Source organism: Pseudomonas migulae (assembly GCF_043225285.1).
GTDB classification, from domain to species: Bacteria; Pseudomonadota; Gammaproteobacteria; order Pseudomonadales; family Pseudomonadaceae; genus Aquipseudomonas; species Aquipseudomonas migulae_C.
Genome location: NZ_CP171224.1, coordinates 5,882,394 through 5,902,832 on the forward strand (window position 1 = coordinate 5,882,394; position 20,439 = coordinate 5,902,832).

19 protein-coding genes are annotated in these 20,439 nt (G+C 60.4%); 9 read left to right on the top strand and 10 right to left on the bottom strand.

Annotated elements, in window-relative coordinates; translation table 11 throughout:
• Window positions 1-3 precede the first annotated feature (3 nt).
• Both ACF6ZU_RS27050 and ACF6ZU_RS27055 read left to right on the top strand, forming a co-directional pair.
• Window positions 4-345: a cupin domain-containing protein gene (locus ACF6ZU_RS27050; RefSeq protein ID WP_214383284.1), complete on the top strand. Its 342-nt coding sequence runs from the start codon at window positions 4-6 to the stop codon at window positions 343-345.
• Between the two features lie 44 nt (window positions 346-389).
• Window positions 390-1,475 carry a polyamine ABC transporter substrate-binding protein gene (locus ACF6ZU_RS27055; protein WP_392888656.1) on the top strand — a complete coding sequence of 362 codons (1,086 nt, stop codon included), beginning with the start codon at window positions 390-392 and terminating at the stop codon, window positions 1,473-1,475.
• Window positions 1,476-1,517: 42 nt separating this feature from the next.
• On the opposite strand, the gene ACF6ZU_RS27060 is transcribed toward ACF6ZU_RS27055, so the two are convergent.
• Window positions 1,518-2,174: a hypothetical protein gene (locus ACF6ZU_RS27060; RefSeq protein WP_392888658.1), complete on the bottom strand. Its 657-nt coding sequence runs from the start codon at window positions 2,172-2,174 to the stop codon at window positions 1,518-1,520.
• A gap of 246 nt (window positions 2,175-2,420) precedes the next feature.
• Entirely contained in the window at window positions 2,421-2,645 is a 225-nt protein-coding gene (locus tag ACF6ZU_RS27065; RefSeq protein WP_392888659.1) for a YgdI/YgdR family lipoprotein, read from the bottom strand.
• Between the two features lie 192 nt (window positions 2,646-2,837).
• Between ACF6ZU_RS27065 and ACF6ZU_RS27070 the strand changes: the two genes are divergently transcribed.
• The 4 genes from ACF6ZU_RS27070 (at window position 2,838) to ACF6ZU_RS27085 (ending at window position 9,412) form a co-directional block, all read left to right on the top strand.
• A complete protein-coding gene (locus tag ACF6ZU_RS27070) occupies window positions 2,838-4,490 on the top strand; it encodes a VRR-NUC domain-containing protein (RefSeq protein WP_392888661.1) in 1,653 nt (550 codons plus the stop codon).
• Window positions 4,487-6,787, top strand: coding sequence for an ATP-dependent DNA helicase (locus ACF6ZU_RS27075; RefSeq protein WP_392888663.1), 2,301 nt, complete (start codon window positions 4,487-4,489; stop codon window positions 6,785-6,787). Before ACF6ZU_RS27070 ends, ACF6ZU_RS27075 begins: the two co-directional genes overlap by 4 nt.
• 87 nt (window positions 6,788-6,874) lie before the next feature.
• Window positions 6,875-8,794 (top strand): PAS domain S-box protein, encoded by a 1,920-nt coding sequence (locus tag ACF6ZU_RS27080; protein ID WP_392888665.1) that lies wholly within the window; start codon window positions 6,875-6,877, stop codon window positions 8,792-8,794.
• Between the two features lie 81 nt (window positions 8,795-8,875).
• Window positions 8,876-9,412 (top strand): hypothetical protein, encoded by a 537-nt coding sequence (locus ACF6ZU_RS27085; RefSeq protein ID WP_392888666.1) that lies wholly within the window; start codon window positions 8,876-8,878, stop codon window positions 9,410-9,412.
• 217 nt (window positions 9,413-9,629) lie between these two features.
• Here ACF6ZU_RS27085 and ACF6ZU_RS27090 read toward each other — a convergent pair whose 3' ends face one another.
• The 6 genes from ACF6ZU_RS27090 to ACF6ZU_RS27115 all read right to left on the bottom strand — a co-directional run bounded on the left by ACF6ZU_RS27090 (window position 9,630) and on the right by ACF6ZU_RS27115 (window position 15,761).
• Window positions 9,630-10,103, bottom strand: a complete 474-nt coding sequence (locus tag ACF6ZU_RS27090) for a hemerythrin domain-containing protein (RefSeq protein WP_392888667.1) — start codon at window positions 10,101-10,103, stop codon at window positions 9,630-9,632.
• A 172-nt stretch (window positions 10,104-10,275) separates the two neighbouring features.
• The gene (locus tag ACF6ZU_RS27095; protein ID WP_392888669.1) at window positions 10,276-10,566 is read right to left on the bottom strand and encodes a hypothetical protein; all 291 of its coding nucleotides are present in this window, start codon (window positions 10,564-10,566) and stop codon (window positions 10,276-10,278) included.
• Between the two features lie 151 nt (window positions 10,567-10,717).
• Entirely contained in the window at window positions 10,718-12,061 is a 1,344-nt protein-coding gene (locus tag ACF6ZU_RS27100) for a cation:proton antiporter (protein ID WP_392888671.1), read from the bottom strand.
• Between the two features lie 273 nt (window positions 12,062-12,334).
• On the bottom strand, window positions 12,335-13,477 hold the full coding sequence (locus ACF6ZU_RS27105; protein ID WP_392888673.1) for a MalY/PatB family protein: 1,143 nt from the start codon (window positions 13,475-13,477) through the stop codon (window positions 12,335-12,337).
• A 171-nt stretch (window positions 13,478-13,648) separates the two neighbouring features.
• Window positions 13,649-14,962 carry an OprD family porin gene (locus ACF6ZU_RS27110; RefSeq protein WP_392888674.1) on the bottom strand — a complete coding sequence of 438 codons (1,314 nt, stop codon included), beginning with the start codon at window positions 14,960-14,962 and terminating at the stop codon, window positions 13,649-13,651.
• A 145-nt stretch (window positions 14,963-15,107) separates the two neighbouring features.
• Window positions 15,108-15,761 carry a hydrolase gene (locus ACF6ZU_RS27115; protein WP_392888675.1) on the bottom strand — a complete coding sequence of 218 codons (654 nt, stop codon included), beginning with the start codon at window positions 15,759-15,761 and terminating at the stop codon, window positions 15,108-15,110.
• Between the two features lie 167 nt (window positions 15,762-15,928).
• Here ACF6ZU_RS27115 and ACF6ZU_RS27120 point away from each other — a divergent pair, with 167 nt between their 5' ends.
• On the top strand, window positions 15,929-17,023 hold the full coding sequence (locus tag ACF6ZU_RS27120; protein ID WP_392888676.1) for an AI-2E family transporter: 1,095 nt from the start codon (window positions 15,929-15,931) through the stop codon (window positions 17,021-17,023).
• Window positions 17,024-17,086: 63 nt separating this feature from the next.
• A complete protein-coding gene (locus tag ACF6ZU_RS27125) occupies window positions 17,087-17,551 on the top strand; it encodes a MaoC family dehydratase (protein WP_392888678.1) in 465 nt (154 codons plus the stop codon).
• Between the two features lie 149 nt (window positions 17,552-17,700).
• Here ACF6ZU_RS27125 and ACF6ZU_RS27130 read toward each other — a convergent pair whose 3' ends face one another.
• Entirely contained in the window at window positions 17,701-18,573 is an 873-nt protein-coding gene (locus ACF6ZU_RS27130; RefSeq protein WP_392888680.1) for an NAD(P)-dependent oxidoreductase, read from the bottom strand.
• Window positions 18,574-18,693: 120 nt separating this feature from the next.
• The gene (locus ACF6ZU_RS27135) at window positions 18,694-19,062 is read right to left on the bottom strand and encodes a hypothetical protein (RefSeq protein ID WP_392888682.1); all 369 of its coding nucleotides are present in this window, start codon (window positions 19,060-19,062) and stop codon (window positions 18,694-18,696) included.
• A gap of 284 nt (window positions 19,063-19,346) precedes the next feature.
• Between ACF6ZU_RS27135 and ACF6ZU_RS27140 the strand changes: the two genes are divergently transcribed.
• Complete coding sequence (locus ACF6ZU_RS27140) at window positions 19,347-20,357, top strand: GlxA family transcriptional regulator (protein WP_392888684.1); 1,011 nt, start codon at window positions 19,347-19,349, stop codon at window positions 20,355-20,357.
• Window positions 20,358-20,439 lie beyond the last annotated feature (82 nt).

The window sequence follows — 20,439 nt, forward strand, 5'->3', positions numbered from 1 at the left end:
CCCATGAGCATCACCCAATTCAAGAACACCGCAACCCTGAAACTGGACGAGTCGAACCCGGTCGCCGTGCCGCTGGGCACTCCAGTGGCTGTGGCGTCCACCACCAGTGTCGAGCGCGACGACGGCGTCGAAACCGGGGTCTGGGAATGTACCCCCGGCCGCTGGCGTCGCCAGATCGTCGCCCAGGAATTCTGTCACTTCATCCAGGGCCGCTGCACCTTCACCCCGGACGACGGTGAAACCCTCTACATAGAAGCCGGCGATGCACTGATGTTGCCAGCCAACAGCCTCGGTATCTGGGACATCCAGGAAACCGTGCGCAAGACCTACGTCTTGATTTTTTGATCCTCTGATTGCCTGCCAACAATAACTCACACAGGAATCCGCTCATGATCCGAAAGACCCTGGCACTCGCTCCACTGGCGCTCGTCGTCAGCCTCAGCCACGCCGCCGACACCGTGAAGATCTACAACTGGTCGGACTACATTGCCCCGGACACCACCAATAACTTCCAGGCAGCCACCGGCATCGGCTTCAGCTACGACGTCTACGACAGCAACGAAACCCTCGACGGCAAGTTGATGACCGGTAAATCCGGTTACGACGTGGTGTTCCCGTCCAACCATTTCATGGCACGGCAGATTCAGGGCGGGGCGCTGAAGAAGCTCGACAAGAGCCAGTTGCCGAACTGGAAGAACCTGAATCCGGTACTGCTCAAAGCCCTGCAGACCAACGATCCGGGCAACGAGCACGGCTTCCCGTACCTGTGGGGCAGCACCGGCATCGGCTACAACATCGCCAAGGTCAAAGCGGTACTGGGCGAGAACGCGCCCGTGGATTCCTGGGACCTGATTTTCAAACCCGAAAACATGGCCAAGTTGCAGAAGTGCGGCGTGGCGATCCTCGACAACGGTCCGGAATTGCTCCCGGCCGCGCTCAACTACCTCGGCCTGCCGCATCACAGCAAGAACCCGGAAGACTATAAAAAGGCTGAAGCCTTGCTGATGAAAGTCCGGCCGTACGTCAGCTATTTCCACTCGTCCAAGTACACCAGCGACTTGGCCAACGGTGATATCTGCGTGGCGGTCGGTTTCTCCGGTGACATCCTGCAGGCCGAAAACCGCGCCAAGGAAGCCAAGAACGGCGTGGACATCGGCTATGCGATTCCCAAGGAAGGCGCTGCGATCTGGTTCGACATGGTTGCCATGCCCGCCGATGCCCCGGACGAGAAGGCCGGTTACGCCTTCATGAACTACCTGCTACGCCCGGACGTCATGGCCGGCATCAGCAACTACGTGCATTACGCCAACGGCAACGAACAGGCTGACAGCCTGATCGACCCGGCGATCAAGAACGACACCAAGGTCTATCCGAGCCCGGAAATGATGGGGAAACTGTTTGCCCTGGAAGCGATGCCGCTGAACATCGACCGCATCCGCACGCGGGTATGGAACAAGATTCGCACCGGCAGCTGACAGGCTGGACAGGCCATCGGGACAGGATGTCCCGTTGCGCGATCATCCGACCGGTTCGGCCGTACAACGCAATGGCGCCGAGCCCGGTATCTGCAGCAAGGCGTCGTCGCCGGTTTGCAAGAAGCTGTAGCTCCCGCGGTTATCCTTGCCGCTGAACTGGCTGGCGGAATCGTTCGGCACCTGGCTGAGGGTGGCGGCGCTGTTCGCCCACTTCAGGTACACGATGCGGGGCTCGACATTGAAGAATGTCGCGGAAACCAACGCATTGAGCCCTGCGCACCGGAAGGCCACGGGGCCGTCGGTGAGCCTGTTCGGGTCTTTGGTTCGGACAATCGCCGAGCCCTGGCGAAGCTGATGCGCACGTTCGGCGTAACTGCGGATGGTGCAGGCCTTGGGGTCTGCGTCGGCAGAGCATTGGTTGCGCGCGGCGACCCAGAAGCGCTGGTCGACCTCGACTTTGTCCGGGGGCGGCACCGAGCGATCGTCCGTGAGCGCCAGGCGATACAGGCGCGTCAGTTCAATGTCCATCTGCTTCAGTTGCGGGGTGCGGCAGATCAGCTTTTCAATGGCCGCGCTGGCCCTGGCGCAGTCGAAACTGGTGGCCAGGACCGTCACGGTTCCCGCATTCGCACACAGGCTCGTGGCGGTGAATGCGCCGGCGGTGATGAGAGCGGCCCAGACGGGCGTGACCATTTTCATGTCGGCTTCACCCGGATCATTTCGAGAGGCCCTTGGTGCAACGGAAATAATGCATCGTCATTCGTTTGCATGGGCTGTATCGCAGTTTAAGGCAGTGTGCGAAACCTGCCACATCGAGCACCGTTTGCCGAAGATGATTCGGTGTCTGTATGGACCTCTTCGCGAGCAGGCTCGCTCCCACAGTGGCGCGCGCATGGAGATCCCCTGTGGGAGCGAGCCTGCTCGCGATGAACGATAACGCGGTGCCTAGTCTTCCTTGCGAACGGTAGCCACCTCATCAACCTTGACCTTCACTTTGGCCCCGGAAATATCTTCGAATTCGTAAACGCCTTCCTTGGTATTGGCCTTCGGCATGTCCTTGGTCAAATACTGAGTGCCGTTCTGCAAGGTCACCACCGTCTGCGTCGAGCAACCGGCCAGGGCTAACAGGGTCGCCATTGCCAGTGGCAACCCCAGCGTCTTGATATTCATAACCACCTCTCATCCTTCAACTGTCACTGTATCTCTACCGCGGTTGGTACGACGGATCCGCAGAAAGTTCGACGGCCCGCCAAAAAAAATCCTTATGGCGCCGCCGCTTATCCTTTTCCGTTTGCACCGGACGGGGCGTTGCTGGTATCTGTACGCATAACCAGTATTCGCTCGCCATGGCCCTGTTCCCCTGTGACCCAGAATCCGCTCGACGATCCGTTCTATTACTTGAACAACTTCATGCAAGTCATTGATTGGCTTGAACATCGCTATGCCGATGTACTGAGTGACGAGGAGCAGGCCTTCATCCGTGATTTCAACCGGCTGCCCCGCGAGTCCAGGGCACTGCTGGTGCGGATGATCATGCGCAAGGGCATACATTTCCGGGCGAGCAAACTGCATTACCTCGAGATTGGTGACATCGAGAGCGCCGCCATGCCGCTGCTGGAACGAGGCTGGATCGATGAGCAGGCGCCGTTGCCGCTCGAAACCCTGTTCGAGGTGCTGCTCAAGGCGGAAATCCTCCAGTGTTTCGGCGCCGCTATTGACCAGCCCAAGGGCAAGAAGACCGATTGGCTGCCAGTCCTGAGCGAGCGGTTTGCCGAAACCCGAAGCTTCAGCCAGTGGTGCCCGCCGCTGGAGGACCGGCTGTTCAGCCTTACCATCATGGGCCTGTGCGATCGTCTGCGCCTGATGTTTTTCGGCAACCTTTATCAGGACTGGTCGGAGTTCGTGCTCGCCGACCTTGGCATTTTTACCTACGAAAAAGTCGAGTTCTGTGCGGAGTCCCGTGGCTTGCGCAGTCGCGAGGACGTGGATGCCTGTCTGTTTCTGCACGCCTGCCAGCAGCGTTTCGAGGCCGGTGAATCGGTGGCGGAGGTGGTCGAGCAGATCAACGGCCTGACGCTGAGCAATCCCTGGCTGCAGAAGCGCCGTGGCAAGCTGCTGTTCCAGCTCGGCCAGTACTGCGAGCGCATGGCGGATTTCGCCAATGCCCTGAGCATTTACCGCGACTGTGCCTGGCCCGGGGCGCGGCAGCGGTTGATTCGGGTGCTGGAGCGCTGCGGCGAGTATCAGCTGGCCATGGACCTGGCCGTTGTCGCCGGGCAGGCACCGGAAAGCGCCGCCGAACAACAGCAATTGCTGCGCATGTTGCCCAGGCTGCGACGCAAACTCGGAGGGCCACCGGTGAAACGAGCGTCCCCACGGCAGATGCTGCGCCTCGATCTGCAGTTGCCGCGAACCGATCCCGAGCTGTCAGTGGAGTTTTACGTTCAGGCGCATCTGACCGAGGATTCGGCACCCGTACACTACGTCGAAAACAGCCTGATCAATTCGTTGTTCGGGTTGCTCTGCTGGCCGGCGATCTTCGCGCCGTTGCCGGGAGCGTTTTTCCACCCGTTCCAGCGCGGACCGGTGGATCTGCACAATGAAGACTTCCATGCCCGACGGGCGGAACTGTTCGATGCCTGCCTCGCCCAGCTGGATGACGGCCGCTACCTGCAGACGATCCGCGAGCGGTATGTCGCGAAGTGGGGCGTGCAATCGCCGTTCGTGTTCTGGGGCGCGCTGAGCGAAGAGCTGCTCGAACAGGCGCTCGATTGCCTGCCGGCCGAGCACCTCAGGCACTGGTTCAACCGGTTGCTGCTGGACATCAAGGCCAACCGCGCCGGCATGCCGGACCTGATCCAGTTCTGGCCGCAGCACAAGACCTACCGCATGATCGAAGTCAAAGGCCCCGGCGATCGCTTGCAGGACAACCAGTTGCGCTGGCTCGAATTCTGTCAGGAACACAAGATGCCCGTTGCCGTGTGCTACGTGCAATGGGCGGAGCAGAGCGCTTGAGCTACAGCATCGCGGTGCGGGCGCTGTGTGAGTTCACCGCCAAGGTCGGCGACCTCGACCTGCGCTTTACCCCGTCACCGACCGCGCTGGAGGGTATCGTCGGCCACCGAACGGTGGCGTCCCGGCGCAGCGAGGGCTACCAGAGTGAAGTCGCCCTTGAGGGCCTGTATCAAACGCTGAAGGTCAAGGGCAGGGCGGACGGCTACGACCCGGCGCAGAACTGCCTGGAAGAAGTCAAAACCTATCGCGGCGACCTGGGCAAGCAACCGGCCAACCATCGCCAACTGCACTGGGCGCAGGCCAAGGTCTATGGCTGGTTGATGTGTCAGAAGCTCGATCTGGCAGAGATCAACGTGGCCCTGGTGTATTTCGACATCGTCAGCGAAAAGGAAACCTGTCTGGTCGAGCGCTTTGGCGCTGACGAACTGAAGGCGTTCTTCGAGCACCATTGCCGGTTGTTCCTGCACTGGGCCGAACAGGAAATGGCCCATCGCGAGGCGCGCAACCACGGCGCGCAGCACCTGGCGTTTCCCCATGCCGGGTTCCGTCCGGGGCAGCGGCATCTGGCGGAATCGGTATTCAAGGCCGTCAGTACCGGCCGCTGCCTGATGGCGCAGGCACCGACGGGGATCGGCAAGACTGTCGGCACTTTGTTTCCGATGCTCAAGGCCCTGGCCCCGCAGCAACTGGACAAGGTGTTCTTCCTGACGGCGAAAACCCCGGGGCGCAAGCTGGCGCTCGATGCCGCGCAGGTCATTCTCGACAGCGCCACTGCGCCGCCGTTGCGGGTGCTGGAGATGATCGCCCGGGACAAGGCCTGCGAACATCCGGACAAGGCCTGCCATGGCGAGTCCTGCCCGTTGGCCCAGGGTTTCTATGACCGCCTGCCGGTGGCGCGCCAGGCCGCCAGCGAGCTGACGCTGTTGAACCAGAGCGCTTTGCGCGACGTGGCCCTGGCACACGCGGTTTGCCCTTATTACCTGAGCCAGGAAATGGCCCGTTGGGCCGACGTGGTGGTTGCCGACTACAACTATTACTTCGATTTCAGCGCGCTGCTGTTCGGCCTGGCCCAGGCCAACAACTGGAAGGTCGCGGTGCTGGTGGACGAAGCGCACAACCTGGTGGAGCGTGGGCGGCAGATGTACAGCGCCAGCCTTGACCAGGCGACGCTCAACAGTGTGCGCAAAACCGCGCCCGAGCCTTTGAAAAAAGCCCTGCAGCGGGTCAATCGTGAATGGAACGCCCTGCATAACCTGCAACTCGCGGCGTACCAGGCTTACGACAAACCGCCGGAAAAACTGCTCCAGGCCTTGTTCAAGTGCAGTGCCAGCATCGGCGACTACCTCAACGATCACCCGCAAGGGCTGGACAGTGCCTTGCAGAGTTTCTATTTCGAGATGCTGCAATTCTGCAAGGTGGCGGAGCTCTTCGACGAACAGTTCCTGTTCGATATCAGCAAGCGTGACCTCGACCGCCCGCGCAACCTGTCACAGCTGTGCCTGCGCAACGTGGTGCCGGCCGGGTTCATTCGCCCGCGCCTGACGGCGGCCCGCAGTACCGTGCTATTTTCCGCAACGTTGAGCCCGCGTCATTACTATGCGGACCTGCTGGGGACGCCGGCGAATACGGTATGGATCGACGTCGAGTCACCGTTTCACGCTGACCAGTTGCAGGTCCATATCGTCAGCCGGATTTCGACGCGGTTTGTCCATCGACAGTCATCCCTTGCGCCGATTGTCGAGCTGATTGCCCGGCAGTTCAGTCAGCGCCCGGGCAACTACCTGGCGTTTTTCAGCAGCTTCGATTACCTGCAGCAGGTCGCGCAGTTGCTGGCCGAAACCCATCCTCACATCAATCTGTGGGCGCAATCCCGAGGCATGGCGGAAGGTCAGCGGCAGGATTTTCTCGATCAGTTCACCGCGGACAGTCAGGGTGTCGGATTCGCGGTGCTGGGCGGGGCGTTCGGCGAGGGCATCGACTTGCCCGGCGCCCGGTTGATCGGCGCCTTTATCGCCACCCTCGGGCTGGCGCAGCTCAACCCGGTCAACGAGCAGTTGAAACACCGCATGGCGGCGATTTTCGGCGCCGGCTACGACTACACCTACTTGTTTCCCGGGGTGCAGAAAGTGGTTCAGGCGGCGGGGCGGGTGATCCGGACCCAGCAGGATCAGGGGGTGGTGATGTTGATCGATGACCGGTTTGGCGAGAGCAAGGTCAAGCAATTGCTGCCACGGTGGTGGTCGGTCGAGCATGAAGTGGGTGCAACGCCATCCTGCCATCGCTATGAGGCCGGTTGATCAACTCGCGTCAATGAGTGTTTTCGGGCTTTCCTATTCTTCGGTTTGTCCCATACTCCACCAAAACAATCATGACGTGAGGGCTCAATGAGCGAGGATCGGACCAAAGCCAGCGCCATCGAGGACGGACGCTTTCGCCTGTTGATCGATGCGGTGATTGACTATGCGATCTACATGATTGATCCCGACGGCATCATTTCCAGCTGGAACGCCGGTGCCAAGCGTTTCAAGGGCTACGAGGAAGCCGAGATCATCGGCCAGCACTTCTCGCGTTTCTACACGGAGGAAGACCGTCTCAAGGGGATGCCGCAACGGGCGCTGGACACGGCGATTCGTGACGGGCGTTTCGAAGGTGAAGGCTGGCGGGTTCGCAAGGACGGCTCGCATTTCTGGTGTCACGTGGTGATTGACCCCATTCGCGACCCGTCCGGCAAGCTGCTGGGGTTTGCCAAGATCACCCGGGACCTCACCGACCGCAAGATGGCCGAGGAAGTCCTCAAGCAGAGCGAGCAGCAGTTCCGGCTGCTGGTGCAAAGCGTTACGGATTACGCCATCTACACGCTTGACCCGGAGGGGCGCCTGACCAACTGGAATCCAGGCGCCCAGCGCATCAAGGGCTATTTGCCCGAAGAGGTGATCGGCAAGCATTTTTCAATGTTCTACACCCCGGAGGATCGCGAGGCCGGTGAACCGAAGCGTACGTTGAGCATTGCCGTTCGTGACGGGCGTTTCGAAAACAAGGGCTGGCGGTTGCGTAAGGACGGCACGCGGTTTCTCGCCCATGTCGTGGTCGATCCGATCTGGGGCGACACGGGCACCTTGCTCGGTTTCGCCAAGATCACCCGGGACATCACCGAAGCCACGCTCGCCCAGCAAACCCTCGAACAAACCCGTGAAGCGCTGTTCCAGGCGCAAAAGATGCAGGCCATCGGCCAGCTCAGCGGGGGCATTGCTCATGACTTCAATAATCTGTTGACGGTGATCCTCGGCAACCTGGAGATCGTGCGAAAACGCGTGGGCGATGACTCGAAAATCACCCGGTTGCTGGATAACGCCACGCAGGGCGCGCTGCGCGGCGTATCGCTGACCCAACGCATGCTGGCGTTTGCCCGGCGTCAGGAGCTGAAAACCGAGTCCGTCGAAGTCCCGGCGCTGGTGGAAGGCATTACTGGTTTGCTGCGCAGTTCCCTCGGACCTTCCGTGGTGCTCGAAACCCGGTTCACGGAAACGGTCGAACCCGTACTGGCCGACATCAACCAGCTTGAACTGGCGGTCCTGAACCTGGTGACCAACGCCCGCGACGCGATGCCCCATGGCGGCAAGATCCTGATCAGCGCTCGTTCTGAAGACGCGAAAAACGATCGCTCGCTCACCTCTATGTCAGGCCGTTACGTTTGCCTGAGTATCACCGATGCAGGAGAGGGCATGGACGACGCCACCCTCGCCGTGGCGATGGACCCGTTCTTCACCACCAAGGGCGTCGGCAAGGGCACGGGGCTAGGGCTGTCGATGGTGCATGGCTTCATCGAACAACTGGGCGGACGCTTTATCCTCAAAAGCCAGAAGGGCAAGGGCACCACGGCGGAATTGTGGCTGCCTGTCGCGACCCACGGTTCGAAGGCCAAACCCGCCGAAGTGCAAGCCGCACCGCCAGTGCCTCGACTGTGTGTGCTGGTGGTGGATGACGACAGCCTGGTGCTGACCAGTACCTGCCTGCTGCTCGAAGACCTCGGGCATCGGGTGATCAGTGCGATGTCCGGGGTACAAGCACTGCAAGCGTTCGACAGCGAACCGTCGATTGACCTGGTCATCACCGACATGGCCATGCCGCAAATGGACGGTGCAGAACTGGCGCAGGCCATCAGGAAGCTCAAGCCGGAGCTGCCGATTATCCTCGCCACCGGTTACGCCGAGCGGCTGGAAGGCTTCGCGACCGAACTCCCGCGCCTGTCCAAACCCTTCACCCAACTGAACCTGGTGGAGATCATTGCCTCGACAATGAAATGATTGGCGTATGGGGCGGCCTGAATCCATATGAACTTGTCGGCAGGCGTTTCTTCTAAACGCTTTCGATCCTGTGTGTGCCCTGTGCCAAGAATATTGACTGAAGCCCCCGCCGAAGAAGCCCTGACTGAACACAACGCCAAAATGTTTGGCTCGCCCAAGGAACGTCTGGATTTCTACCGACGGGAAATCCAGTACGAAACCAGCATCCTGGCCAATCGCACGGACGCTTATCTGGCGGCGCAATCGTTCCTGGTGATTGCCTTCGCGTCGTGCATGTCCAACCTCAATCCTGAATGGGGCAAACTTTTCACCCTGGTGGTGCCACCGTTTCTGGCATTGCTGGGGCTGCTCAGTTCGCTCAATGCCTGGCCGGGCATTCGTGCGGCATACGACATCATCGATCACTGGCATTTCAAACAGAGCGAATTACTGCGCAGCGAACCCTTGATGGGGCTCGCTTACGACGAGTCGCCGCTGTTCAGCGAGATGGAGTCGTCGCACAAGGGGTATCGCAAGTCGCTGTTGTTCTCGGTGCGTACGCCGTGGATATTTGCCACGTTCTGGATATTGCTGGGCAGTTATGCGGTGTTTATCCAGGTCACCAATCCGGGCGGTTGAGCAGCGTTAGGCAAAATGGCCATCACACATGCGCATTCCTGTAGGAGCCAGCTTGCTGGCGATAGCGGTGGGTCAGTCGACATATTTATTGTCTGGACGGACGCTATCGCCGGCAAGCCGGTTCCTACATGTTGATTGCGTAGATCCGAAAATGACGTGTAGATCCAAAAATAAAAGGCCCGGTCAATACCGGGCCTATCTGTGCCTGTGTCATTGATCAGGCCGCCATGTTGGCGCCCATTTCTTTTTTACATTGAGCCTTCATGGTCTCCATCTGCGCGCCCAACTCTTCCAGCGTCGCTTTGCCCAGCAGCTTTTTCGCCTGAGGAAACATTTCCGTTTCTTCCTCTTCGATGTGGTGCTCCAGCAATTCCTTGACCACTTTTACCCGCCCGGCAAACTCCGGTGTGGAAGGATCGGTGACTTTCAAGTCAGGCAATACCAATGAATCAACCGTACGGTGTTCTTCCTTGGCTTCGTGATACATGACTTCCTGTTCCTTGCCACCGGCTTTCCTGTACGCCGGGTACAGGATTTCTTCTTCGAGACGGGTATGGATGGCAATCTCCATTTCCAGTTTTGCCAGCAGTTCAGTGCGTTTCTTGATACCACGATCGGTGGATTCGCTGAGCTGGGTCAGGATGCCTTTCACGCGTTCATGGTCGGCTTGAAGCAGGTCGATGGCGTTCATGGTCAAGTTCTCTCAAGAAGTCACGGGATGTGCGCAAACGGTCTCATGGCCGAAGGTCGCTCATTGACCTGGAGCATTTGTCGTGCCGATTTGGCTTCGGGGTAAATCGGCATAAATATCAAAAACTTGTACAGCCTGATGGCCAACTGCGCTCATGCAGGCTGCATGAGTCTTAAATTTGACTCATGCAGTTCGCGGTCTCGCTTTTTGTCGACGCCATCGGTATCGGTGGGAAGTCCTCATTGAGTACGCGTAAGTGCTCGATCGCGTCTTCGAACTTAAGATCAGCCTTCCTGCGCATTGCCTGATAGCGATCAAACAGCTCCCCATCCAGATCACTTTCCTCAAGTAATTCAAACGCTGCGCGGCTCAGCGCCTGGGCTTCTTCAAACATCTGACGATTACGTTCCAGCGCAAAAGCCCGGCACGCTTTGATTTCATCGCGGGTGGAATACTGAATCATGACCAGCACCTTCAATTCGTTGACAGGCAGTGACGCCACGGCCGTTCAAACCGGGCGATATCAAGCTTGTGACCCGTCGCGCCACGCAAGGATTTCAAATTTATGAACGTGAAAATTTGATGATTCCTGGCGGTAAATCGCCGGCATCAAATCAGGTTTTTTGCTTTTTGCGCTGCTCATACCAGGCCAGCGTTGGTTGCGTGCTGAGGCCATGGACGAGGATGCTCATGGCGACCACCGACAAGGTCAGGTCGGTACAAAGCGTGGCAAGGGAAGGGGCGAGCCCATGGTTGAGGGCATAAAACAGGTAATACAGGCTGCCGATCCCGCGAATGCCGAACCAGCCGATCAACAACCGCTGATGACCGTTCAGCACGCCGCGCCAGGGCAGGGCGACGACGCACAGCGGTCGGATCAGGCAAAACAGCGCGCCGCTTATCAATAGCGCCCGCCAGTCCCAGTGCGCGACCAGCACCACGCCGAGCAGCGTCACCAGAAAGACTTCCATGGCCCGTTCCACCAGGCTGCCGAAGGCGAGCATGTCGCCCATCATGATGCCGGCGGCGACCTGGGTGTCTTCAAGGCGTTCGGTATCGCCATGCACGGCGTGTTGCGGCTCGACATTCTGGTGCCCGACCACCGGCTGGACCAGATGCTCGGCAGGCAATTCATCGTCGCCCGTGGATTTCACCTCTTCATGGCGCAGGCCCAGACCGGCGGCGAACACAGACAGAAAACCGTAGCCATGCAACGATTCGGCGCTGACATACGCCAGGGCGATCAGCGCCAGTGCCAGGTAATCGTTGGGCGAAACGGTGCTGTCCGCATGTCTGATTCGCAATGCCAGCGTCAGGCGCCCGATGCCTCGCCCCATGCCGTAGCCAATCAGCAGGCCAGCGGGAACGGCCCAAAGCACACTGCGCAGCAACCAGTCGCCGAGCCAGCCGGGGTTGTCGTCGTGTTGCAACAACACCAGCCCAAGGATCACGAACGGGAAGGCAATTCCGTCGTTCAGCCCCGCTTCCCCGGAGAGGCCGAAGCGCACGCTGTCGTCATCCCGCGCGTCGTTGACCTGCACCAGCGCGGCGAGGACCGGATCGGTCGGCGCGAGGATCGAGCCGATCAACACCGATGCACCCCAGGAAAGGTCAAACCCGAAGTGCAGCAACACGCTCACCCCGGCAATGGTCAGCACCATCACCGGGCCGGCCAGGCCAACAGCGACACGCCAGTTTTTATTCTTGAAGGGTGACCGCAGCTTCAGGCCGCAGACAAACAGCGAAAACAGCACCGCGACTTCGGTCAGGTGCTCCATCCAGAACGAAGCGTTCTGCATGTCCAGTTTCAATAACCCGAGCCCCGCCGGCCCGATGGCAGCACCCAGTACCAGGCACACCGCGGACGTGGTGACCGGCAACCAGCGCAGGTAGGACGAGGTCAGGGCCAAGGTCAGTAGCACGGCGCCCAATACCGCCACCCAAACTACGAAGGTCATGGTCTGTACTCAGGGCAGAAGAGTCAAAGGGTGGACCTTGTTCTTCTGCCTTGAGTTCGCCCGGATTTCGGATGCGCACCCATCCCCGTAGGAGCCGGCTTGCTGGCGATAGCGGTGGGTCAGTCAATCAATGTGCTGACTGGACGGACGCCATCGCCGGCAAGCCGGCTCCTACAGGGATCGGGTTCACACGGTCAAAATGGCTGGCTTGCCAGCGATGGCGTCCTGACAGGCGACGCGGGATTCAGGATCGAATCGCCGGCAAGCCGGGGGTCAGCGCAGGCTACGTTCCATCCGGGCGATGCCTTCTTCCAGCAACGAGCGCGGGCAACCGAAGTTCAGGCGCACGAACTGTTTGCAGTCATCGCCGAAATCCAGGCCCGGGCTGAGGCCGACTTTCGCCTGCTCAAGGAAGAACTGCTGCGGATTGTCCAGGCCCAGCGCCGAGCAATCCAGCCAGGCCAGGTAAGTGCTCTGGGGCACGTTCATGGTCACGCCCGGTAGTCGGGTGCGAACTGCGTCGACCAGGTAATCGCGGTTGGCCTGAAGGTACTTCAGCAGCTCGGCCAGCCACGGCGCGCCTTCGGTGTAAGCCACTCGCGTCGCTTCCATGCCCAGCGGATTGACGCTGTCGACCATGCCGCAACGGGCGTGATTGACCCGCTCACGCAAGGCGCGGTCCTGGATGATCATGAACGAGGTCTTCAGGCCGGCAATGTTGTAGGCCTTGCTCGCCGACATCAGCGTGATGGTGCGCTGGGCGATTGCCGGGCTCAACGAAGCGGTGGGGATGTGTTTGCGCCCGTCGAAGCACAGCTCGGCATGGATTTCGTCGGAGATGATCCACGCGTCCTGTGCCAGACAAAGCTCGGCCACGGCTTGCAGTTCTTTCCGGGGGAAGGTCTTGCCCAGCGGGTTGTGCGGGTTGCTCAGCAACAAGGCGCCGCCACCTTCCAGCGACTGGCGCAAGGTGTCGAGTGGCGTGGCGTAGGTGCCGTCGGGCAGCGTGTCGAAACTCAGTTCGACCTTGTTCAAGCCCCAGTGCACGGGGGCATGTCGCAGCGGCGGGTAGTTGGGCACCTGGACGACGACGGTCTGCTGCGGTTGCACCAGGGCGTTCAAAGCCATGTTGAAGCCCGACTCGACGCCGGGCAGGAAAATCAGCTCCTGGGGCTCGACACGCCAGGCATATTTATTCCAAAGGTCGTTGACGATGGCGTCGCGCAAATCATCCTGGGCCACGCTGTAGCCGAGCAACGGGTGTTCCAGACGTTTTTGCAGGGCCTGGATGATCGCCGGCGGCGCGGCAAAGTCCATGTCGGCGACCCACATCGGCAATACGTCGGCCGGGTAGCGGCTCCACTTGGTACTGCCGGTGTTGTGGCGGTCGAACACCTGATCAAAATCGAAGGTCATGCTCAGTCTCGTAACAGCAGGGTGGGTAATGGCGGCCATGATAATCGCCAAGCCCCTGTGGGAGCGAGCCTGCTCGCGATGGACTTGAAAACAACGCGTTTATTCAGCAAACACGCGTTATCGTTGACGATCATCGCGAGCAGGCTCGCTCCCACAGGGGGTGGGTGTTGGTCAGAAGGGGCCGAAGCGCAGCGGGTACTCGATGACCACGTAAACCCGGTCGATGTCGTCACCGGCCTGGGCGCTGTTGGCGCGGTGCGAGACATGGGACAGTTGCAGCGACAAGCCCTTGGCCGACCCGGATTGCACGATGTAACGCAGGTCGATGTCGCGCTCCCAATGCCGTCCGCCGTCACCTTGTTGCGGCACATAGCCGCCGAGCGCTTCATCGAACGGGTTGTAGGCGCCGCCCTTGGGCGCATGGGTGCCGTCGATCTGGCTGCCCGTGACATAACGGGTCATGAACTTCAGGCCGGGAATGCCGTAGGCACCCAAATCCAGGTCGTAGCGGGCTTGCCAGGATTGCTCGTGGGCGCCGTTGAAGTCGGCGTATTTGATCGAGTTGGCCAGGTAGATGGAGTCGCCACCGACGAAATCGAACGGCGTATCGCCGTTGATCTTTTGATAAGCCAAGGTGACGGCGTGGGCATCGACGGTGTATTTGCCCGACAGGCTGAACGCAGTGTTATCGATGGCGCCGGCCAGCGCCTGGCCCGTGTCCCGCGTGTGATAGAGGTTGGCGTCGAGGAACCAGCCGGATTGCTTCAGGTGCAGGTTGCCGTAGTACTGATGCCAGGTGTCGGTCAACTCCGAGGCATAGAGCGCGCCACCCAAGGGGCTTTGCGTGAACAGGTCGGCACCCAGCAGGGAAATGCCGCCGGCCTCGGTGTTGGCGCCGTAGCCGTAAAAGTTGTCCTTGCCCGAGGAACCGTCCTGATTCTTGAACGCCGTGAAGTGCCCGGCGACCAGGTTCATGCCCTCGATTTCGCGGCTATTCAGCAAAAAACCGGTGGCGTACTCCGGTTGCAGGCGTTTGTCGGCGGTGTCGAACACCGGGGTTTCGACCATCATTTCACCGAAGGCCAGTGTGGTGTTCGAGGCCCTGACTTTGAGTGCGCCGCCCGCGCTGGAATAGTTGCCTTCGCTACGGCCGTCACTGTCCAGCGGTAACAGCCCCGTCCCGGAATGGCCTCTGCCGCCGTCCAGTTTCAACCCCACAAAGCCGTGGGCATCGAGACCGAAACCCAGCGTGCCGGCGGTGAAGCCCGATTCCATCGAACTGATGAAACCCTGGGCCCATTCGGCCTTGTAACTCTTGCCTGTGGGCGAGGGCGTGCGGTAGTCGCTGTTGAGATAGAAATTGCGGCTGAGCACCTCAACCTTCGAGCCTTCGATAAAGCCTGGCACCGATTCATCCGCGTAGGCGACCGTGCCCGAGAGCAGCACTGACAAACACAACGGCAGCCGGACCTTGAGGTCGTTCATCGATCAATTACCACCAGAAGAATGCGACGCAGAACTCCTGTAGGAGCGAGCCTGCTCGCGAAACGTTCTGTCAGAAAACACCGATGTTGAATGACAGATTGCATTCGCGAGCAGGCTCGCTCCCACAAGGGCCGAGCGGTGTTGATTAATGGCCTTCGGAGGCGCCAAACATGGTCTTGGCGTAGATCAGGCCCAGACCATAGGAGCCACCGTTGGCGATCGAGGTTTTGACGGTTTCGTCATAGGTCTCGCCGCGCGCCCAGTCGCGTTGCAGCTCAAGCAGGTATTGCAGCGACGTCATCGGGCGAGCGCCGAGCTGGATCATGCGCTGGATGGCCATTTCGTGGGCTTCGATGGACACATCGCCGCAGGCATCGGCAATGAAGTACACCTCAAAACCCTGATCGATGGCCGACAGCGCCGGGCCAACAATGCACACGGACGTCCACAGGCCGGCCAGGACGATTTTCTGCTTGCCGAACTTGTTGACCTCGACGGCGATGCGCTCGTCTTCCCAGGTGTTCATGCTGGTGCGGTCGATGATGGTGTGTTCCGGGAACACCGACTTGATTTCGTCAAAGATCGGGCCGGAGAAGCTCTTTTCGGCGACCGTGGTGAGAATGGTCGACACCTTGAAGCCACGCGCAGCCTTGGCCACCAGCGCGGCGTTGTTGCGCAGGGTCACGGCGTCGATCGACTTGGTCGCGAAGGACATTTGCGACTGATGGTCGATCATGATCAGCGTGTGGTCGGTCGGGGTCAGCAGGGTTTTGCCGGGAGCAGCTTTGGCGATAGCCATGACAATGTCCTTTCAGAGTGAGTGGGGACGTACATGGTGCCGCGGGTCTGCGCGCGGATATTGAGCGGATGTGCTGTGTTTGTACCCCGTCTCCACTGGCGCCCACCCCCTACGGTCCGTCGCCAAACGTCTATGCTGGGCTAACCCAGTGTTGCAAGGAGCCTCCCATGGAGCCCACGTCCTTCACCGAGAAAACCCTGACACGCACGTTGCTCGACGTCTTTATCCGGGCCGGGCTGATCGCGGTTCTGGTGCTGTTCTGCTTCGAGATCTTCAGCCCGTTCCGCGACCTGATGCTGTGGTCGCTGATTCTCGCGATCACCCTTTACCCGCTGCAGGAACGGTTGAAAGGACCGTTGGGGATGAAAGAAGGACGTATCGCGACGCTGATCATCCTGGTCGCTATCATCATCCTGATGGTGCCGATCTACCTGCTGGGCACTTCGATTGCCGACTCGGTCGAGCATGCGATGGCGATTGTCAAGGGCGGCAACTTCCACATTCCTCCGCCCGCCGAATCCATTGCCAGTTGGCCGGTGATCGGCCAGTCCCTCTCAGACCTGTGGCTACAGGCCTCGACCAATCTGCCTGAGCTGGCAGCCAAGTACATTCCACAGATCAAAAACGTCAGCCTGACCCTGTTGGGCAAACTGGCCGGCGTTGGCATGGGGTTCCTGACCTTCATTTTCGCCTTGATCATTGCCGGCATCTTCATGGCCCACGGCGAGAGCGGCAATCGCGCCTCCGTGCAAATCGCCTCGCGGGTCAGCGGCCCGGCCAGAGGTCCTAAGATCGCCGAACTGTGCACCGCCACCATCCGTGCGGTGGCGCTGGGGGTGGTGGGTATCGCGTTTATCCAGATGCTGCTGGTGGGCCTGGGCTTTGTCTTCAAGGGCATTCCCGGTGCCGGTTTGCTCGCCCTGGCGGTGCTGTTGCTGGGCATCATGCAGTTGCCGGTGACGCTGATCACGATTCCGGTGATTGCGTTCGTGTTCGCCACCGAAGGCGCCTCCACCGCGACGATTGTGTTCTCCATCTACGTTTTCGTCGCCGGTCTGGTGGACAACGTGCTCAAACCGCTGCTGTTGGGGCGCGGCGTCGATGTGCCGATGCCGGTGGTGCTGATCGGCGCCCTCGGCGGCATGGTCACCAGCGGCATCATCGGGCTGTTTATCGGCCCGGTCGTGCTGGCGGTCGGGTATCAATTATTCTGGCAATGGGTCCGGGATCGGCCGCCGGAAGAAGGAGGGCCGCTGTCATAAGCGCCTTGGCGGCGATAACCCAGTCACATCGGTGACTCGTAAAACAGCACGGAGGAATGAATCATGAGTGTGCATTCCTGGGAAAAGCTCTACCTCGATGACCTGAGCGTGGGTCAGGACTTTGAAAGCGACCCCGTGCGGGTTGATCGGGAAGCCATGCTGGCCTTCGCTCGGGAATATGACCCGCAACCTTTCCACCTGAGCGCCGAAGAGGCGGAGCTGAGCCTGTTCGGCGGGCTGGCCGCCAGCGGCTGGAACACCGCGGCGCTGACCATGAAAATGCTGGTGGCCAGCGTGCCACTGGCGGACGGCATTATAGGCTTGGGCATTGAGTTGAGCTGGCCGACGCCGACGTATCCCGGTGACGTGTTGCAGCTGTTCAGCAGCGTGCGGGCCATAGAGCCGTCGGCGTCGAAACCGGATCGGGGGGTGGTGACGCTGTTCATGGAGACGTTGAACCAGAATGACAAGGTGGTGCAGCGGGCGACCGGGAAGTTGTTGGTGTTCAGGAGGCCCGCGGAGGATTGAGGATATTGGGTGGATGGCCGCGCTTTGCGCGGATCGCGAGCAGGCTCGCTCCCACAGGGTCATGTGTCGGTCACCTAACCTGTGAACGACACATGACCTTGTGGGAGCGGCGATGCGGCGTCCCGACTTGCCCGCGATGCTTTTAAGCTTTAAGAGCGTGCCCGTCTTTCCTCGACTTCGGCCAGCACCGCCAGGTCCATATCCCCCTGGCCATGGGCAATGGCATCCAGCAGGTTATCGCGGATCAGATTGGCGGTCGGCAGCTGGATCGACACATCCTCGGCCGCCGCGCGGATCAGCTCGACATCCTTGAGCCCAAGGGCCGCCTTGAACGCTGCCGGCTCATACCGGCGTTCACCGATCAGGGCGCCGTAGCCTTGATAGACCGGGCCGGTGAAAATCGTGCTCGACACCAGATCGATCAGGGCCGAGGAGGGCAGGTCGTAGCGGGTGACCAGCACCGCCGCTTCACTCATGGCCTGCACCGCCGACACCAGAAGGAAGTTGGTGGCCAGTTTCATGGCGTTGGCGCTCGAAGCTTTCTCCCCCAGTCGCCAGGTCTTGCGCCCGATCAGGTCGAGCAACGGTTGTACCCGGTCGATGGCGGACTCGGGCCCGGCAGCAAGAATGTTCAGTTGGCCCGAGGCCGCGACATTGGGCCGTCCCATCACCGGCGCCGCGACGTAGTCGATACCCTGCGCCGCATGCAGGGTGGCCAGTTCCTCGGCGAAGGCCACGGCAATGGTCGCCAGGTTGACGTGAATCAGCGGCGCCTTGAGCCCGGCCAGCAACCCGGAATCGAGCAACACCGCCCTGAGCGCCTTGTCGTCGGCGAGCATGGTGAACACCACATCGGCATTGAACGCCTCAGCCGCAGTCGCCGCGGCATTCGCGCCGAGCTCGACCAGCTTGCGCGCCGCGTCGGGGGAGCGATTCCACACCCACACTTCATGGCCACTTTGCAAAAGATTGGCGGCAATGGCCTGGCCCATGCTGCCAAGACCCAGAAAACCGATTTTCATGAGCGGTGTTCCTCTGTGTTAAAGGAGATTGAGGTGGAACTGTAGCTGTAGGTTTCAGTTTCTAACCCATAAAAAAGCCCGACTTATTCGGGCTTTCAAGGTGTGCGGCTCGGCATTCAATCAATACCGCTGATATTTCGACCCGAATTCGGCACGATTGTCCGCCACCACCACACCGCCGCGCACGGCGTTGGCCGGGCTGACCAGCGCAACACGTTCACGCAGTTCTTGCAGACGATCGGCACCGCCTTCGGCAACGCGATTTTCGATCAGACGATCGGAGCCGCCTTCAGCCACGCGTTCACGCAATTCTTGCAGGCGATCGGCACCGCCCTCGGCAACGCGATTCTGTTGCAGGTGATCCGAACCGCCTTCCACCAGCAACTGCTGGGTGCTCGCGGTATTGGCCGAGGCCAGGTTCGATAGGCCGAGACCGCCGATCAGTGCCAGACCGAGTGCCAGGGACGAAACTTTCGAGAAGTTGAACATGGTTGATTCTCCGTGCGTTTAGTTTGAGTGGGTCGGTAGCTGCGGCTATCCGGTGAACACAGTTAAACGCTCGGGTGTATCGCCGATGTGTGCTTTTACGTCGCGAAATCGCTGCCTGCGTATCCAGCCGGGGTTCATATACAGACGGATACAAAACTGTCCCGTCGGTAGCTCCAGGCAATCAGGGGTCGATATCTGACAAACCGCTTTCATCCCTGGCATCGACAATCGGTGGAACGTCCGGCGCCATCGAAGGCCGGCATCAATCAACGGGAGAGCGGGACATGCTGCAACTGAGCGAATCCGGCCGGCCACAACCGCCGGTGCTGCGTATTGGTTTCTGGCTGATGGACGCCTTCGATATGTACGCCCTGGCCAATGCCCTGGAGCCCTTGCGCCTGGCCAACCAGTTGGCGGGCGGCGAGGTCTGCCGCTGGCAAATGCTGAGCCTGGACGGGCAGTCACTGAACGCCAGCAATGGCATCGCCACCCACACGGCGCGACTGGATCAGGCACAGGCGTTTGATGTGTTGATCCTCTGTGGTGGCGACAACCCGCAGCTTCAGGCGGAGCATCCGCAATTGATCGCGCAACTGAATCACTGGGCGTTGCAGCCGGTCAGTCTGGGGGCATTGGGCAGCGCTGGCTGGTTGCTGGCGAAGATCGGCGCCCTGAAAGGCTTCCGTTGCAGCTTGCCGGAGCCTGCAGCTTACCTGGCTTTTGCTGCGTTCAGCCAGTTGACGCCGGTGGCCGCGCCGTTCTGCGTCGATCGCCAGCGCCTGACCTGCGTCGGCCCGCAGGCCGTGCAAGGCTTGATGCACGATCTGCTCGCGCGGAGCCATGGCCGAGGCCTGATCCTGCGCATGGAAAAACATGCCGCCCGCCAGGCCCGGCCGCTATTGCCCGTGCAGGACGCCCCGGCAAAACTCCAGGCGACACTGGCGTTGATGAACGAGCACTTGAGCCGAACGCTCGGTATCGACGAACTGGCTGAGGCCATGGGGATTTCCGTCCGGCACCTGGAGCGCTTGTTCAAACGCAGCCTGGGTTGTTCACCGGCGAGGCATTACCTGGATTTGCGGTTGCAACAGGCGCGTCAGCTGCTGCGGGGAGGTGAACAGTCGCTGTCGGAGGTCGCCACCGCGTGCGGATTCGTTTCGTTGCAGCATTTCTTTCGTTGCTACCGGCAGTACTTCGGCGCGCACCCTCGCGACCATATGGGTACAGGCCTGCTCAAGCGGGGATCGATGTTGGCGGTCCCGGCCTCATCGCGAGTTGGCTCACTCCCACACTGATTGCGTCATTTTCCCGATGCCTCCGCCAAGCGGCCTTTACCGCGCTTGCCGGGGGCATTTTTGTTTCTTGCGGCAGGGCTTT